Annotated in this window: 14 protein-coding genes and 1 tRNA gene; 3 read left to right on the forward strand and 12 right to left on the reverse strand. The window is 72.5% G+C overall.

Translation table 11 applies throughout. The annotated features are described in order from the left end of the window. Nucleotides 1–54: 54 nt before the first annotated feature. Nucleotides 55–702, reverse strand: coding sequence for a dephospho-CoA kinase (gene coaE, locus Y09_RS01280; protein WP_053915841.1), 648 nt, complete (start codon nt 700–702; stop codon nt 55–57). A 74-nt stretch (nt 703–776) separates the two neighbouring features. Between coaE and Y09_RS01285 the strand changes: the two genes are divergently transcribed. Further along, nucleotides 777–1,670 carry a trimeric intracellular cation channel family protein gene (locus tag Y09_RS01285; RefSeq protein WP_053915842.1) on the forward strand — a complete coding sequence of 298 codons (894 nt, stop codon included), beginning with the start codon at nt 777–779 and terminating at the stop codon, nt 1,668–1,670. 79 nt (nt 1,671–1,749) lie between these two features. Here the strand turns inward: Y09_RS01285 and aroD are convergent, their stop codons facing one another. From aroD to polA, 8 genes are all read right to left on the reverse strand, one after another. Continuing rightward, a complete protein-coding gene (gene aroD / locus Y09_RS01290) occupies nt 1,750–2,643 on the reverse strand; it encodes a type I 3-dehydroquinate dehydratase (RefSeq protein WP_053915843.1) in 894 nt (297 codons plus the stop codon). Nucleotides 2,644–2,678: 35 nt separating this feature from the next. Then, nucleotides 2,679–3,761, reverse strand: a complete 1,083-nt coding sequence (gene aroB, locus Y09_RS01295) for a 3-dehydroquinate synthase (protein WP_053915844.1) — start codon at nt 3,759–3,761, stop codon at nt 2,679–2,681. Further along, nucleotides 3,758–4,300, reverse strand: a complete 543-nt coding sequence (locus tag Y09_RS01300) for a shikimate kinase (protein ID WP_053915845.1) — start codon at nt 4,298–4,300, stop codon at nt 3,758–3,760. The genes aroB and Y09_RS01300 overlap by 4 nt, the downstream gene beginning before the upstream one ends. Beyond that, on the reverse strand, nt 4,297–5,550 hold the full coding sequence (aroC, locus tag Y09_RS01305) for a chorismate synthase (RefSeq protein WP_053915886.1): 1,254 nt from the start codon (nt 5,548–5,550) through the stop codon (nt 4,297–4,299). Before aroC ends, Y09_RS01300 begins: the two co-directional genes overlap by 4 nt. A gap of 120 nt (nt 5,551–5,670) precedes the next feature. After that, complete coding sequence (locus tag Y09_RS17410) at nt 5,671–6,492, reverse strand: hypothetical protein (RefSeq protein ID WP_053915846.1); 822 nt, start codon at nt 6,490–6,492, stop codon at nt 5,671–5,673. A 269-nt stretch (nt 6,493–6,761) separates the two neighbouring features. Beyond that, nucleotides 6,762–7,592 (reverse strand): HAD-IIA family hydrolase, encoded by an 831-nt coding sequence (locus Y09_RS01315; RefSeq protein ID WP_053915847.1) that lies wholly within the window; start codon nt 7,590–7,592, stop codon nt 6,762–6,764. Nucleotides 7,593–7,706: 114 nt separating this feature from the next. Continuing rightward, nucleotides 7,707–9,191, reverse strand: a complete 1,485-nt coding sequence (gene rpsA / locus Y09_RS01320; protein WP_053915848.1) for a 30S ribosomal protein S1 — start codon at nt 9,189–9,191, stop codon at nt 7,707–7,709. A gap of 237 nt (nt 9,192–9,428) precedes the next feature. Further along, a complete protein-coding gene (gene polA / locus Y09_RS01325) occupies nt 9,429–12,140 on the reverse strand; it encodes a DNA polymerase I (protein WP_053915849.1) in 2,712 nt (903 codons plus the stop codon). A gap of 64 nt (nt 12,141–12,204) precedes the next feature. Here polA and Y09_RS01330 point away from each other — a divergent pair, with 64 nt between their 5' ends. After that, nucleotides 12,205–12,699, forward strand: coding sequence for a hotdog fold thioesterase (locus Y09_RS01330; RefSeq protein ID WP_053915850.1), 495 nt, complete (start codon nt 12,205–12,207; stop codon nt 12,697–12,699). 27 nt (nt 12,700–12,726) lie between these two features. Here Y09_RS01330 and Y09_RS01335 read toward each other — a convergent pair whose 3' ends face one another. Continuing rightward, complete coding sequence (locus Y09_RS01335; RefSeq protein WP_053915851.1) at nt 12,727–14,106, reverse strand: ABC transporter substrate-binding protein; 1,380 nt, start codon at nt 14,104–14,106, stop codon at nt 12,727–12,729. A 68-nt stretch (nt 14,107–14,174) separates the two neighbouring features. Next, nucleotides 14,175–14,891: an ANTAR domain-containing response regulator gene (locus Y09_RS01340; protein ID WP_082358568.1), complete on the reverse strand. Its 717-nt coding sequence runs from the start codon at nt 14,889–14,891 to the stop codon at nt 14,175–14,177. Between the two features lie 39 nt (nt 14,892–14,930). Between Y09_RS01340 and Y09_RS01345 the strand changes: the two genes are divergently transcribed. Continuing rightward, nucleotides 14,931–15,013 (forward strand) — tRNA-Leu (locus Y09_RS01345). 102 nt (nt 15,014–15,115) lie between these two features. Here the strand turns inward: Y09_RS01345 and pyk are convergent. Continuing rightward, the gene (gene pyk / locus Y09_RS01350) at nt 15,116–16,579 is read right to left on the reverse strand and encodes a pyruvate kinase (protein WP_010550670.1); all 1,464 of its coding nucleotides are present in this window, start codon (nt 16,577–16,579) and stop codon (nt 15,116–15,118) included. Between the last annotated feature and the right edge of the window lie 89 nt (nt 16,580–16,668).

Consider the following 16,668-nt stretch of genomic DNA (forward strand, 5'->3'; position numbering starts at 1 on the left):
GCGGGACGGCGCACAGGCGGCGCCCGGCGCCGGGTCGGCCGGGGTCCGACGCGATCAGGTGCGGAGGTCGTGCTCTTCGAGGACCGCCTCGAGGGCACGGACGGAGCGCGCGAGGAGAGCGGGGCGATCGGCCGTGTTCAGCACCAGGCGGTCCGCACGGCGGATCCGTTCGAGATCGGTGACCTGCGCCGCCATGACCGACTCGACATAGGCGCGGTCCCTGCCCCGGTCCCGGACCACCCGCTCGATGCGGTCCTCTCGCCGGGCGAGCACCGCGACGACCGCGTCGTAGCCCGATTCGCCGTGCTTCTCCAGCAGCAGCGGGCTGTCGTGGACGATGACCCGCTCCCCCGACGCGGCCGCCTCGGCCTCCTCCTCCGCGACCGCCCGGTCCACGCGGGAGAGCACGATCTGCTCGAGGTCCGCGCGGGCCGCGGCATCGGCGAAGACGATCCGGGCCATGGCGGCGCGGTCGATCGTGCCGGCCGGGTTCCGCACTCCCTCGCCGAAGCGGACGATCGCCTCCTCGACCCCGTCGCCGGGAACGTCCAGGACGGCCCGGGAGTGGGCATCCAGATCGATCACGCGCAGGCCGCGCTCCCGCCAGAGCGCGGCGACGGTCGACTTGCCAGCGCCGATGCCGCCGGTGAGGCCGATCCGCAGGGGGCGGTCAGGACGAGGGGGAGGAACGCTGCCGGACATGCTCCGATGGTAGGGCGGGTCGGCCGGGTCACGGACCCGTTCACGCTCCTGCCTGCGCGGACTACGGTGCTGGGGTGGACCCTCTTGAGCTGCTCGTGACCAACGACTTCCTCCGCGTGCTGGACCTCGTGGGCGTGTTCGTGATGGGCGTGGCGGCCGGAGCGATCGCCTCCCGCCTGAACTTCGACGCCGTCGGCTTCGCGGTGATCGGCATCGTCGCCGGTCTCGGCGGCGGCCTCGTGCGCGATCTGATCCTCGACTACGGCACCCCGGCGGCCTTCGACGGGCCCTGGTATCTCGCCTGCGCCCTCGGCGGAGCCATGTTCACCTTCGTCATCCATGCGGACGGCCCCTGGTGGCGCCGCCTGGTGACGGTGCTGGACATCGCGGCGATGGGGCTGTGGGCCGCGACCGGCACGGCGAAGTCGCTCGGCTACGGCCTGGACATGCTGCCGGCGATCCTGCTCGGGGTCACCAGCGCGGTGGGCGGCGGCGTGATCCGCGACGTGCTGGTGGGCAGGATCCCCCAGATCTTCGGGGGCGGCCCGCTGTACGCGACCGGTGCGCTGGTCACCGCGGTGCTGACCTGGCTGGTGCTCGCTCTCGGGCTCCCCTCCCCGATGGTGCTGGTCGCGGTCGCCGTCGGCGCGCTGCTCGCCGGGGTCGCGGCGTGGCGTCGCTGGTCGCTGCCCGCCCATCGGGAGTGGCAGGTGACGATGTCCGCGACCCAGCTGAAGCAGCTGGTGCGCCGCACCCGCAAGGACGAGCGGGAGCGGGTCGCGCAGGAGACGGGGGCGATCCCCGCCCTCGACGTCGCGCACGACGACCTCGCCGAGGACGCCGCGGCCGGGGACCTCGACGCGAGCGACTACGAGGATCGGATCTTCCCGGATCCGGCGGAGCTGCCCGGCACCGCCGAGCACGAGCGGCGCGAGGAGCAGGACCCCGGGGCCGCCGCGCCGCGCTGAGGTGGCCGCGAGGCCGGGCGTCGGCGCGCCGGTCCCTCCGCGGGCAGTCCGGAGCGCCGAGGCGCCGGCCCGGGCCGGGTCAGGGCCGCAGGAGCTCGATCATCCGGGCGACGTCGTCCGCGCCGAGCTGGCCGGGCGCGGATCCCTCCCCTGCGGTCGCGAAGGTCGCGCAGCTGCCGAACGCTTCGGCGGCCACGCGGCTGCTCGCCCCGAGGGTGCCCATGGAGATCGCGATGTGCGGGCCTGTCTGCTCCTCGGCGACGGCGAGGCTCGCCGAGAGCAGGGTGAGCACGTCACGGGAGGTGCGCGGGGTGACGGAGACCTTCGGGATGTCGGCGCCGAGACGCCGCTGCTCGCGCAGGATCCCCGCGATCGTCTCCTCGTCGGGGGTGCCCTCCATGTCGTGGAAGGAGCCGATCACGGCGATGCCGTGACGACGGGCGGAGTCGATGACCGAGGCGACCACCGCGGGGTCGTGCGAGGTCTCGATGTCGACGAGGTCGACGGCGGACTGCGTCCCCGCCCGGCGACCCGTGATCAGCGCCTCCAGCAGCGAGACGAGCGCGCGGGGGCCGTAGGGCCTCTGTCCGCCCTCGGCGGTGGTGCGGAAGGTGACCAGCAGGGCGCGGTCGGCGCCGAGGGCGGCGCGCAGCGGGCCGAGCGCGGCGAGGACCGCCTCGCGGTGGTGCTCGGCGTCCTCGAGGTCGGGACGGAAACGGTCCAGGCGCCACTCGACCACGCGGGCCGGGGTCGCGGTCGCCGCCTCGGCCTGCGTGAGCAGGGCGTCGAGGTCGTCGCCCACCAGCGGCACGATGATCTCGGGGCGTCCGCGGCCGAACTCGACGCCGCGCACGCTCGCGGTGCGGCGGCGCACGTCGACCATCCCCTCCTGCACGGCGGGGCCGGGCCGGTCCGCGGTGCCGGGCTGGTCCAGGGGGTCGTCCTGCGCGGCGCTGCCGGGACGCTCGGTCATGGTGCTCCTCCTCGCTCGGGCGGGCTCGGGCGTGCTCAGTCGTCGGTGATCGCGGCGTAGGCGCTCAGCAGGAGCGCGGGGTCGGGCCCCTCGATCCGGGAGACCGAGCCGATCCGGTCCAGGACCACGAAGCGCAGCAGGCCGGCGCGGGTCTTCTTGTCCCGCTTCATCGCGTCCTCGAGCTTGGGCCACTGACGGTCGCGGTAGGTGACGGGCAGGCCGAGCGAGGTGAGGATGCTCCGGTGGCGGTCCACCTCGGCCTCGGAGAGCTTGCCGGAGAGGTGGGACAGCTCGGCGACGAACATCATCCCGATGCTCACGGCGGCGCCGTGGCGCCACTGGTAGCGCTCGTTGCGCTCGATCGCGTGGGCGAGGGTGTGGCCGTAGTTGAGGATCTCCCGCTCCCCGCTCTCGCGCAGGTCCGCGGAGACCACGCGGGCCTTGACCCGGATGGCCCGCTCGATCACCTCGCGGAAGGCGTCGGTGGAGACGTCGAGCACCGCGGCGGGGTCCTGCTCGACGATGTCGAGGATCGCGGTGTCCTCGATGAAGCCGGCCTTGACCGCCTCGGCGAGTCCGGCGGCGACGTCGTTGTGACCGAGCCCTCCCAGCACGTCGAAGTCGGCGACCACGGCGATCGGAGGGTGGAAGGCGCCGACGAGGTTCTTCCCCTCGGCCGTGTTGATGCCGGTCTTGCCGCCCACGGCCGCATCGACCATCGCGGCGACGGTGGTGGGGACCTGGAGCACGTCGACGCCGCGCAGCCAGGAGGCCGCGACGAAGCCGGCGAGATCCGTCGCCGCGCCGCCGCCGAGCCCGATCACGAGGTCCTGGCGGCCGATCTCGGCCTGGCCGCACACGCCCCACAGGAACCCGGCGACCTGCGCGGTCTTGGCCTCCTCGCCGTCGGGGACCTCGGCGGCGAAGGACTGCCGCCCCGTCTCCTCGATCCCGGCGCGGACCTGCTCGGCGACGTCGCGCAGGCTCGGCTGGTGCACGATCACCACGCGCCGGGCGCGCTCGGGCACCAGGGCCGGGATCTGCTCGAGCAGGCCCCGTCCCACGTGCACGTCGTAGCCGCCGGTGGGCGTGGTGACGGGGATGACGGTGGTGCTCATTCGGTCTCCTCCTGGGGGCGCGCGGGCCTCTGAAGCTGCAGGGCGTCGATGATGGCGAGGGCCACCCGGTCCGGGCTGCCGAGGGCGGCGTCGATGCGATGGGTCGCCAGTCCACGATAGGTCTCCGCCCGGGCGGCGGCGAGCTCGCGCCAACGGGCCATGGGGTCCTCGCCGGACAGCATCGGGCGGCCGACGCCGTGGGCGAGCCGGCGCGAGACCGTCTCCTCGTCGATCTCGAGCAGCACCACAGGCAGGTCGCGCAGGGTCGAGGCGGCGCCGGCGTGCATCGGGGCGCCGCCGCCGAGGGAGAGCACGCCCCGCTGGTGCGCGACGGCGCGGACGAGCGAGCGGGCCTCCCGTTCGCGGAAGGCGGGCTCCCCCTCGTCCGCGAAGAGGTCCGGGATCGTGCGTCCGGCCTCCTGGACGATGAGCGCGTCGAGGTCGGCGAAGGGGACGCCGAGGCGTGCGGCCAGAGCGCGTCCCACGCTGGTCTTCCCGGCGGCCATCGGACCGATCAGGACGGCCACGGGACCGGTCACGAGGCGGAGTCCTCCCCACGGCGGGCGAGCCCGGCCTGGAGGTCGAGCGTGCCCTCGAGGTGGGCGCGGATCTCGTCGATGCTGTCCCCGCCGGTCTTCTCCAGCAGCGCATCTGCCAGGGTCAGGGCGACCACCGCTTCGGCGATCACCGCGGCGGGCGCGACCGCGCAGGTGTCGGAGCGCTGATGGTTGGCGGTGGTCTGCTCGCCGGTGGAGACGTCGACCGTGCGCAGCGCGCGCGGGACGGTGGAGATCGGCTTGAGCGCCCCGCGCACGCGCAGCACCTCGCCGTTGGTCATCCCGCCCTCGAGGCCGCCGGCGCGGTTGGTGGCGCGGGGGAAGGCGGAGCGCTCGCCGCGCGGGGAGGGCGCGACGAGGATCTCGTCGTGGGCGACGGAGCCACGGCGGGCGGCGGTGGCGAAGCCGTCGCCGATCTCGACGCCCTTCATGGCCTGGATCGACATGACGGCCTGGGCGAGGCGCGCATCGAGCTTGCGATCCCACTGGGTGTGGGAGCCGAGGCCGACGGGAAGGCCGTAGGCGAGGACCTCGACGACGCCGCCGAGGGTGTCGCCGTCGGACTTCGCGGCGTCGACCTCGTCGACCATCGCGGCGGAGGTGCCCTCGTGGAAGCAGCGCAGCGGATCGGCGTCGAGCTGCTCGAGGTGGTCGGGGGTGGGCAGCGGTGAGTCCTCGGGCACGGACACGGAGCCGACGGAAAGGGTGTGGGAGACCAGCCGGATGCCGGCGGCCTGCTCGAGCAGCGCCGCGGCGACGCGGCCGGCGACGACGCGGGCCGCGGTCTCGCGGGCGCTGGCGCGCTCGAGCACGGGCCGGGCCTCGTCGAAGCCGTACTTCAGCATCCCGGAGAGGTCGGCGTGGCCGGGGCGGGGGCGCGAGAGGGGGCGGTTGCGCGCGATCTCGCGCTCGTCGCCGGTGCCGGCGTCGATCAGCAGGTCCTCGCGCGGGACGGGGTCCGCGCTCATGACCTTCTCCCACTTCGGCCATTCGGAGTTCGCGATCTCGATCGCGAGCGGGGAGCCGAGGGTGAGGCCGTGACGTAGCCCGCCGTGGATAGTCAGCACGTCCTGCTCGAACTTCTGACGGCTGCCGCGGCCGTGGCCGAGGCGGCGGCGCGCGAGCGCGTCCTTCAGATCGTCACTGGTCAGCTCGATCCCGGCGGGGACGCCGTCGAGCAGGGAGAGGAGGGAGGGGCCGTGGGATTCCCCGGCGGTGAGCCAGCGCAGCATGTCGTCGATCATCTCATGAGCGGGACGACGTCCGGGCGGGCGTCCGCGCTGTGCGGACGCCCGCCCGGGGTGCTCAGGGGTGCCCCGCGGGCGGCTGACCGGCGGGGAGCGGAGCGGGGATCAGGGGCCGTCGATGCTGATCATCATCGCCGGCGCCTCGCCGTCGGTGGGGATCGGCAGCAGGGTCACCCCGACGGTGCGGCCGGAGCCGTCCTCCGCGGCGGTGCCACGCACCGGGGTGGTCGAGGTGAGATCCACCTCCCCCTCGACGGAGGTGACCGTGAGGTCCTCGCGGCCGAAGCCGTCGAGCACGAAGTTCGCGCGCTCCACGGCGACGTCCCCCGAGAGCGTGGTGGACTGTTCCTGCTCCTCTCCCCAGACGGGGTAGGCGCCGGTGCCGTTCAGCCCGTCGTTGAGCGTCGCGGCGGCCTCCTCGGGCAGCGGGACGTCCTTGCTGAAGTAGAGCCAGTAGTCCGCCTCGGCGACGCCGGCCGGCGCCATGTAGCCGTAGTAGGTCTCCTGCTCGCCGCTCCAGCCGGTCACGGTGCAGCGGGTGACCGCGCCGGGCTGGTCGAGGGCGAGGCCGTCGGTGCAGATGGCCTCGTCGCTCAGGCTCGGGTCCGCGGCGTAGCCGTACAGCTGCGAGGCGACGTCCTCCGCCGTGATCGTGCTCCGGTCGGCGCGGGCGAACTCCTGGGAGCCCGTGGTGAAGACGTCGCTCGGGGCGGCGGTCTCCTCCCCGGCGGTGCCGTCCTCCCCCGCGGTGTCCTCCTCCGAACCCGTCCGCTCGGCGGGTGCGGCGACCGCGGCGGGCACGTCCTGGGCGGGCGGCGCGGCGGTGGTCGCGACCGCCTGCGAGAATCCTCCGATGCCGAGCCCCACGAGCAGCGGGGCGCCGAGGCCGAGCGCGGCGAGGGTCCTGACCTGGTGCCGACGAGTCATCGTCGTCTCCTTCCGAGTGCGTCGGGGGAGCATCTGTCCCCACGGGCTCCTCCGGACGGTCGGGACGTGGACTCGTCCACTACCCCTGGGTCTTTGCTGTTCCTTGACCCTCCGGCGGGCTGGTCGTGACCTTTCCAGCTCGATCGCCCGCGGTCAAGTCCGGCTCGCCGACCCCGCACGACGGCATCACCGGATCTTCACAGGTCGGGCCGCACAGGCCGGACCGCAGCTGTCGATCCGGTCCGGGCACCGATGCCGGCCCCGTGACGTCAGTCCTCGTCGAGCTCGACGGCCTCGTGCGGGGTCAGCCGCTCGACGAAGGGGACCACGTCCGCGATGCCGTCCAGCACCGCGGTGGGGCGGAAGGGGAACTGCGCGATCTCGTCGACGTCGGTGGAGCCGGTGAGGACGAGGATCGAGCGCATGCCCGCCTCGAGCCCCGACTTCACGTCCGTGTCCATCCGGTCGCCGATCATCACCGAGGTCTCCGAGTGGCCTCCGATGCGGTTCAGGGCGGTGCGCATCATGAGCGGGTTCGGCTTCCCGACGTAGTACGGATGGATCCCGGTCGCGGCCGTGATCATCGCGGCGACGGAGCCGGTCGCCGGCAGCGGGCCCTCGGCGCTGGGCCCGGTGACGTCGGGGTTCGTGGCGATGAACTTCGCGCCGCCCTTGATCAGCCGGATGGCCCGGGCGATGGACTCGAAGGAGTAGGTTCGGGTCTCCCCCAGCACCACGAACTCGACGTCGCTGTCGGCCAGGATGAAGCCCTCGTCGTGGATGGCGGTGGTGAGCCCGGCCTCGCCGATCACGTAGGCGGAGGCACCGGGCTGCTGCTCGGCGAGGAAGCGGGCGGTGGCCAGGGCGCTGGTCCAGATCGACTCCTCGGGGAGGTCGATGCCGCTGCGGGCAAGGCGCGCCCGGAGATCGCGCGGGGTGAAGATCGAGTTGTTGGTCAGCACCAGGAAGGGCCGCCCGTACTGCTGCAGCGCGGCGATGAACTCGGGGGCGCCGGGCAGCGCGGACTGCTCGTGGACGAGCACGCCGTCCATGTCCGTGAGCCAGGTGTGGATCGGGTGGGACTCGAGAGAAGTGGTCATGCCCCTAGTGTGCCCTGCCGTGATGCTCCCGGATCGGGGACGCCCGAAGATCGGGAACGGGGACGGCCCGACCCCCGCGAGTCGCGGGGACCGGGCCGTCCGGTGATCCGAGGATCAGTTGCCGGTGAGCTTGGCGCGCAGCGCGGCCAGGGCCTCGTCGGAGGCGAGGGTGCCCTCATCCGAGGAGCTCGACTGGTAGGAGGACTGCGCGGCGGGCGCAGACTCGGAGGAGGAGGAGGTCGAGGCGGCGGCCGGAGCGTTCGCGGACTCCTCGTCGGCGCGGATCGCCTCGGCGACCTGGGCCTTGTGGGCGGTCCAGCGCTCGTAGGCGGCCGCGTACTGGGCCTCCCACTCCTCGCGCTGGGCGTCGTAGCCCTCGAGCCACTCGTTGGTCTCCGGGTCGAAGCCCTCGGGGTACTTGTACTCGCCGTTGGCGTCGTACTCCGCGGCCATGCCGTAGAGCGCGGGATCGAAGGTGGTGTCGTCGCCCTCGGGGTCCACGCCCTCGTTCGCCTGCTTGAGGGAGAGGGAGATCCGGCGACGCTCGAGATCGATGTCGATGACCTTGACGAAGACGTCCTGGTCGACGGTGACGACCTGCTCGGGCAGATCCACGTGGCGCTGGGCCAGCTCGGAGATGTGCACGAGGCCCTCGATGCCGTCCTCGACGCGGACGAAGGCGCCGAAGGGGACGAGCTTGGTGACCTTGCCGGGCACGACCTCGCCGATGGCGTGGGTGCGGGCGAAGAGCTGCCAGGGGTCCTCCTGGGTCGCCTTCAGCGACAGGGAGACGCGCTCACGGTCCATGTCGACGTCCAGGACCTCGACCTTGACCTTCTGGCCCACCTCGACGACCTCGGAGGGGTGGTCGATGTGCTTCCAGGACAGCTCGGAGACGTGCACCAGGCCGTCGACGCCGCCGAGGTCGACGAACGCGCCGAAGTTGACGATCGAGGACACGGCGCCCTCGCGGACCTGGCCCTTCTGGAGGGTCTGCAGGAAGTCGGAGCGGACCGCGGACTGGGTCTCCTCCAGGTAGGCGCGGCGGGACAGGACCACGTTGTTGCGGTTCTTGTCCAGCTCGATGATCTTCGCCTCGATCTCCTGGCCGACGTAGGGCTGCAGGTCGCGGACGCGGCGCATCTCCACGAGGGAGGCCGGGAGGAAGCCGCGCAGGCCGATGTCGACGATGAGGCCGCCCTTGACGACCTCGATGACGCGACCGGTGACGACGCCCTCGTCCTCCTTGATCTGCTCGATCGAGCCCCAGGCGCGCTCGTACTGGGCGCGCTTCTTGGACAGGATCAGGCGACCCTCCTTGTCCTCCTTCTGGAGGACGAGGGCCTCGATCTCGTCGCCGACCTCGACCTCGTCGGCCGGGTCGACGTCGTGCTTGATGGACAGCTCGCGCGAGGGGATGACGCCCTCGGTCTTGTAGCCGATGTCCAGGAGGACCTCGTCGTGATCGACCTTCACCACGGTGCCTTCGACGATGTCGCCATCGTTGAAGTACTTGATGGTGGCATCGATGGCGGCCATGAGCTCGTCGGCGTCACCGATGTCGTTGATGGCGATCTGGGGGGTCGTGGTGTCGGTCATGTAGGTAAGGACTCCGTCGGGACAGGAAATGAGTAGGGTCGGGGGACGTGCTCCGCCCGTCGGCGGGACCAGGGGTCCGGGCCGGGAGGACGGTTCGCTCGCGCACCGGGGCGCACAAGCCTTCGACAGCCTACCAGCGATGCCCCCGGCGCGCGAGGGTGCCGGCGAGCGCTCCGCGGCGCGCCGGTGTGATGTCCGCCCCGTCCGGGGACGGGGCGGCGGCGGAGGCCTCGGGCCTCAGTGGGCCGCCTCGCGCCAGGTGCGTCCCACGCCGATGCCGACCTCGAGCGGGACCGAGAGCTCGTAGGCCGAGTCCATGCCGTCCTCGACGATCTCCCGCACCTGCTCGACCTCGCCGGGGGCGACCTCGAGCACGAGCTCGTCATGGACCTGGAGCAGCATGCGCGAGCGCAGCCCCGCCTCGCGCATCCGCTCCTCGACGGCGAGCATCGCGAGCTTGATGAGGTCCGCGGCGCTGCCCTGGATCGGGGAGTTCAGCGCGACCCGCTCGGCGTTCTCGCGACGCTGCCGGTTGTCGCTGGTGAGGTCCGGGAGGTAGCGGCGCCGGCCGAGGATCGTCTCGGTGTAGCCGGTCTCCCGGGCCTTCTCGACGCTGCGGTGGAGGTAGTCGCGCACCCCGCCGAAGCGCTCGAAGTAGCCGTCGCGCAGCGCGGTCGCCTCCGCGCGGGAGATCCGCAGCTGGCGGGAGAGGCCGAAGGCGGAGAGCCCGTAGGCGAGGCCGTAGCTGACCGCCTTGGTCTTGGAGCGCATGGCCGGATCGACCGCGTCGGGGCTCACTCCGAACACGCGCGAGGCGACGAAGTTGTGGAGGTCCTCCCCGGAGCGGAAGGCCGCGATCAGCCCCTCGTCCTCGGAGAGGTGGGCCATGATGCGCATCTCGATCTGCGAGTAGTCCGCGGTCATCAGCGACTCGAAGCCTTCGCCCGCGACGAAGACGTCGCGGATCCGCTGCCCCTCGGAGGTGCGCACGGGGATGTTCTGCAGGTTCGGCTCGGTCGAGGCGAGCCGTCCCGTCGCCGCGGCGGTCTGCTGGAAGGTGGTGTGGACGCGGGAGCCGGTGTCCATCTCCTTGTCCAGGCCCACGAGATAGCCGGTCAGCTTGCTCATCTCGCGGAAGCGCAGCAGCCAGGAGAGGAAGCGGTGGCCGGCGGAGTCCGGGTCGAGCGACTCCCTCAGATCGGTGAGGGACTCGGCGTCGGTGGAGTGGCCGGAGGAGATCTTGCGCGTGGTGGGCAGGGCGAGGGTCTCGAAGAGCACCACCTGCAGCTGCTTCGGGGAGGCGAGGTTGACCTCCTCCCCGACGATCTCGCCGGCCTCGCGCCTGGCCTGGGCGACGAAGCCCTCGAACTCCTCGCGCAGGGACTGCAGCGCGGCGTGGTCGATCGCGATGCCGCGGGAGTGCATCGTCTCGAGCACCCGCTGGAGGGGGCGCTCGAGGTCGTCGAGGATGCTCCGCGCCCAGGGGGCGGCCTCGATCCGGTCCGCGAGCTCCGCGGCGGCCGGGTGCAGGGCGGAGACGGCGCTCGCGAGACGGTCCTCGGCCCGGGCGATGTGCTCGGCGCGGGTCTCCGCGCTCTCCTTCTTCAGGGTCGACTCGGCGGGCTTGCGCGGCTTCGGCTCGAAGCTCGCGCCCGCGAGATCCGCGGCGAGGGCCTCGGTGTCGTAGCTGCGGGCGCCGGGGCGCAGCACGAAGGACTCCAGCGCCAGGTCGCGCACCCCGTCCCCGAGCCGGTAGCCGTTCTCCGCCAGGCGCTCGCGCAGGGCGGGGACGTCCGCGATGCGCAGCTCCCGGGAGCCCTCGAGGGCCGCGCCGAGCAGCTCGGAGGCCTCGGAGTCCAGGGCGCCGAGCGCGGCGGCGCCGGCCTGCTCCGGGGTGGCCAGGCCCAGCAGCGCCCCGCCGCGCACGTCCTCGACGAGGTCGAGGGAGAGCGGGGCGTCCTCCTCGCCGAGCAGGGAGCTGAGGGAGGCGGCACCGCGCAGGCGCAGCACGTCGGCCGCGGGCCCGGGGGCCGTCTCCTCGGCCACGTCCTCGCCCAGCAGCGCGGCGGGGAGGTCGCGGCGGATCGTGTCGCCGAAGGCGAGGTCGTCGAACACCTCGAGCACGCGGGTGCGGTCCCCGCCGCCGAGGGCGTAGTGCCCGGGGTCCTCGGGCAGCTCGAGGGTGGTGAACGCGGCGTTCATCAGCCGGTTGCGCCTGACGTCCTCCATGTGGTCGCGCAGGGACTGGCCGGCCTTGCCCTTGATCTCCTCGGCGTGCTCGAGCACGCCCTCGAGCCCGTCGTACTGCACGATCCACTTCGCGGCGGTCTTCGGGCCGACGCCGGGGACGCCGGGGAGGTTGTCCGCCGCCTCGCCGACGAGCGCGGCGAGGTCCGGATAGCGCTCCGGCGGGATCCCGTACTTCTCCTCGACGGCGGCGGGAGTCATGCGGCGCATCTCGGTGACGCCCTTGACGGGCTGGAGCAGGGTGACCTTCTCCCCCACCAGCTGGATGGCGTCGCGGTCGCTCGAGACGATCAGCGCCTCGTGGCCCTGCTGCTCCGCGCGCATGGCGAGGGTGGCGATGATGTCGTCGGCCTCGTAGTCCTCGTAGGTCAGCCAGCGCACGCCGAGCGCGTCCAGCACCTGCTGGATCAGGCCGATCTGGCCGTGGAAGGCCTGCGGGGTCTCGTCGCGGCCGCCCTTGTACTGGTCGTAGATGCGGTCACGGAAGGTCCCGCCGGGCAGGTCGAAGGCCACCGCGAGATGGGTGGGCCGCTCGGAGGCGACGACGTTGATGATCATGCGGGTGAAGCCGTAGACGGCGTTGGTGGCCTGGCCGCGGCCGTCGCTGAAGCCGTCCGCGGGCAGGGCGAAGAAGGCCCGGAAGGCCATCGCGTGGCCGTCGATCAGAAGGAGGCGCTGGTCATCGGTGTCGCTCGCACTCATGAGGAGCAGTCTCCCATGTCGCGATCACCTCCGCGCACCCGGCGGGCTGTGGCAGTCTCGGGGCATGTCCGATCAGCGCATCCGCCCCGCAGACCCCGCCACCGCCCCCGTCGGCGCGACCGAGGGGGCGCCGGCGCCCCTGGACGCGCGGCTCGCCGCCCAGCTCGAGGCGTCCTTCGCCGGGACGCTCGTGGAGCGGCTGGGCATGGAGGTGCTGACCCTCTCCCCGAGCGGCGGCACGATGCGGATGCCGGTCGCGGGCAGCACCCAGCCGGCCGGGCTGCTGCACGGCGGGGCGACGATCGCGCTGGCCGAGTCGATCGCCTCGGTCGCGGCGCTGCTGCGCGCCCGCGAGGTGCACGGCGAGGGGGCCCAGGCGGTGGGCACCTCGGTCTCCGCCCTGCATCATCGCTCGGCGCGCGAGGGCTGGGTCACCGCGACGTGCACCCCGCGCCATCTCGGTCGTCAGGTCGCGAGCTACCTGGTGGACGTCCACGACGAGGCCGGGACCCTGCTGAGCACGATCACGGTCGCGACGCAGCTGCTGCCGCCGCGCTGAGCGGCGCCGTCGCCGCCCGGGCGCGCCTCACTCGGGCGCCTCGAAGCCTCCGGCGGTGCCGGGCTGCATCACGTTCGCCTCGTTCCAGGTGTACTCCCGCAGCTGGCCGACGCGGGCGTCCGACTGCCCGCCGAGCTCGACCTTCCCCATCCGGCCGACGTAGGCGACGGTGGCCTTCTCCCCCGCCTCCAACGCCGTGGTCATCACCCGGCGGCACTCCTCGAAGTCGGTGCACTCCTCGCTGCCGGTGAGGACGGCGTTCAGGGCCGCGGCGAGGGCGGTGCCCTCGACCGAGAGGGCGTGCTGCGCCGCGAGGCACAGCATCACCAGCGCGTCGTAGCCGTGCTGCGAGTAGGCGTAGCCGCGCCGCAGGAACTCGGGATTGCGGTTGAGCATCATGTTCTCGTGGCCGACGGTGATCTCGCCGCCCGGCTCGTAGCCGGTCACGGCGGTCAGCGACTCGGGGGCGAGATCCTTCGCGACCGGCTCCTGCGAGTAGTCGATCGTCACCGCCGGCGACACCCGCCGCGGGAACTCGATCCTGGGCCGCTTGCCCTCGTCCAGCGTCGCGGTGTGCAGGGCCGAGAGGAACGGGGCGAGCTCCGCCCCGCCGTTGGCGACCAGCAGCGCGGGCGGGGAATCGAGGACCGCCTTCACCCGGGCGCCGATGTCGCCGATCTTCCCGACCTCGTAGAACTGCTGGCTGACGACGCGGCCGCTCGAGGGGTTCAGCACCTGCGTCATCTCGTTCAGGAGGCTGCGTCCCTGGAGCGTGTCCTCGGAGAGATAGGCGACGGTGCCGGCGGGCCCGGACTTCTCCCCTCCCCCGCCGCCGAGGGCCTCCTCGGCGTAGCGAGCCGCCATCACGCGGTCGTTGGGGGCGAGGCGGATCAGCAGGTTCGAGGTCTTCACCTCGGCCGCGCGGACGCCCATACCGGAGGTGAGCACGTCGAGGATCGCCAGCTGCGCCTCGACCAGCGCGGGCATCGCCGCGATCAGGGACTCCTCGTCGATCGAGGTGATCACACAGGTGGCGCCGGCATCGGCCATCTGGGCGATGACCGGGGCGAGGTCCTCGCCGGGCGCCTCCATGACGTGGCGCTCCAGGAGCACGATCTCCTGGCCGAACAGGCCCTCCCAGCGGGCGTTGACGTCGATCCTCGCCTCGTCGATCGAGACCGCGATCGCCTCCTCGAACCTCGCCATCCGGCCGTAGGAGGTGCCGATCTGCCCGATCACGAGCGGCTGCTCGGGCTCCTCGAGGTCACCCGCGGTGGGCTCTGTTGTTGTCGGTCGACGGCGCCTCCCGCGGCCGATCCCGCCGCCCTGGCTGCAGCCGCTCAGCGCCCCGGCCCCGAGCACACCGGCCCCCAGCCCGCTCACGAGCGTGCGTCGCGTGATGCTCATGTGCTCGGTGTCCCCCTCCGCAGGACCGGCGCGCCCCCCGCGCGCCGGTCGATGGTGCCTGCCGGCCCTCAGTCCTTGCCCTGGCCGCCGAGCTGATCGACGACCGCGTCGGCGACCTCGCGCATGGTCAGTCGACGGTCCATGGAGGTCTTCTGGATCCAGCGGAAGGACTCCGGCTCGGACAGGCCCATGTTGGTCTGCAGCAGTCCCTTGGCGCGGTCCACGCGCTTGCGGGTCTCGAAGCGCTCGCCCAGGTCCGCGATCTCGGACTCGAGCTGCACGATCTGCTGGTGGCGGGAGATCGCGATCTCGACGGCCGGCAGGAGGTCCGCCGGGGTGAAGGGCTTGACGACGTAGGCCATCGCGCCGGCGTCGCGGGCCCGCTCGACCAGCTCGGACTGCGAGAAGGCGGTGAGCATCACGACGGGGGCGAGGTTCTCCTCGCCGATCTTCTCGGCGGCGGTGACGCCGTCGGTCTGCGGCATCTTCACGTCGAGGATCACGACGTCAGGGCGCAGCTCCCGGGTCTTCTCGATGGCGCTCTCGCCGTCGCCGACGGCGGCGATCACGTCGAAGCCCGCCTCGGTGAGCGTCTCGACGATGTCCATGCGGATGAGGCTCTCGTCCTCGGCGACGACCGCGGTGCGGCGCGGTGCATCACCCGCGGCGGCGGTGTCCTGGGCGTCGTCGGGAAGTTCGGTGAAGTCGTCAGTCATGTCGCCCTGTGTCTCGGTCGGGGCCGGCGCCCGGGTGCCCTGCACCCGTCGGCGGTGGCCGGTGGTCATCAGCGGTATCCTAGTCCAGCCCTCGGCACCGGAGGGCAGGCCGGGTTGGCGGAACGGTAGACGCGGCGCACTCAAAATGCGCTGTCCGCAAGGGCGTGCGGGTTCGAGTCCCGCACCCGGTACGCACGGGACGGCGCCCGCGGCCATCGGCCGCGGGCGCCGTCGCCGGTCCGGGGTCTCCCCCGGACCGGACGGGCCTTCGCCCGCAGGTCACTGCTCGGCGGTCACTGACCGGTGGCGATGCGGTCGGCCTCGATGCGGGCCGACTCGGTGCCGTCGAGGTCGCCGATGCGGTGCACGCGCAGGGTGTTGGTCGAGCCGTGGACGCCGGGGGGCGAACCGGCCGCGATGATGACCAGGTCGTTCTTCTGCAGCCCCTTCTGCTCGCGCAGGAGCTCGTCGACGACGGTGACCATCTCGTCGGTGTCCTTCTGCATCGGCACCAGATGCGCCTCGACGCCCCAGGTGAGGGACAGCTGGCGGGCGACCTCGGGGTACGGGGTCATCGCCAGCAGCGGGATGGTCGGGCGCAGTCGCGAGAGGCGGCGCGCGGTGTCGCCGGACTCGGTGAAGGTCACCAGGTACTGCGCGGAGAGCTGGTCGCCGATCTCCGAGGCCGCGCGGGTGATCGCACCGCCGCGGGTGTGCGGGATGGTGCCCAGCGGCAGGATGCGGTCGGCGCCGTTCTCCTCGGTGTTCGTGACGATGCGCGCCATGGTGCGCACGGTCTCGAAGGGGTACTTGCCCACGCTGGTCTCGCCCGAGAGCATGACCGCGTCGGCGCCGTCGAGGATGGCGTTGGCGCAGTCGGAGGCCTCGGCGCGGGTGGGGCGCGGGTTCTCGATCATCGACTCGAGCACCTGGGTGGCCACGATCACGGGCTTCGCGTTGCGGCGGGCCAGCTCGATCGCGCGCTTCTGCACGAGCGGGACCTGCTCGAGCGGCAGCTCCACGCCGAGGTCGCCGCGGGCGACCATGATGCCGTCGAAGGCGCCGACGATCGAGCGCAGCGCGCGCACGGCCTGCGGCTTCTCGATCTTCGCGATGACCGGGACGCGGCGCCCCTCCTCCTGCATGATGCGGAGCACGTCGTCCATGTCGTGGGCGTCGCGCACGAAGGACAGGGCGATCAGGTCCGCGCCGAGGGCGAGGCCCCAGCGGAGGTCCGCGATGTCCTTCTCGCTCATGGCGGGGACGGAGACGGCCACGCCGGGCAGGTTGATGCCCTTGTGGTTGGAGACGGGCCCGGGGACCTCCACGACGGTGGTCACGTCGGTCTCGGTGACGTCGGTGACGCGCACGGAGACCTTGCCGTCGTCGATGAGGAGCACGTCGCCGGGGCGGCAGTCGCCCGGCAGGCCCTTGAACGTCGTCGAGACGCGCTCCTTCGTGCCGACGATGTCGTCGGTGGTGATCGTGAAGGTGTCGCCGACCTCGAGGATGTGGGGGCCGTCCGCGAAGTTGCCCAGGCGGATCTTCGGGCCCTGCAGGTCGACGAGCACGGCGACGTTCTTGCCGAGGTCGTCGGAGGCCTTGCGGATGTTGGCGTAGACCTGCTCGTGGTCCTCGTGAGTGCCGTGGCTGAGATTCATCCGCGCCACGTTCATCCCGGCTTCGATCAGCGTCCGGATCTGCTCGTAGGTGTTGGTCGCGGGACCAAGGGTGCAGACGATCTTCGCTTTGCGCATGTCAACCCATCTGTAGTTCGAGTGAAGGGCCGCGGCCCGGTGGACAGCGCGCGAGCGCCGTGACAGGGCCGCGGCGTCGCGTGTACTCC

The organism is Brachybacterium sp. SW0106-09 (assembly GCF_001293905.1).
Lineage (GTDB): Bacteria > Actinomycetota > Actinomycetes > Actinomycetales > Dermabacteraceae > Brachybacterium > Brachybacterium conglomeratum.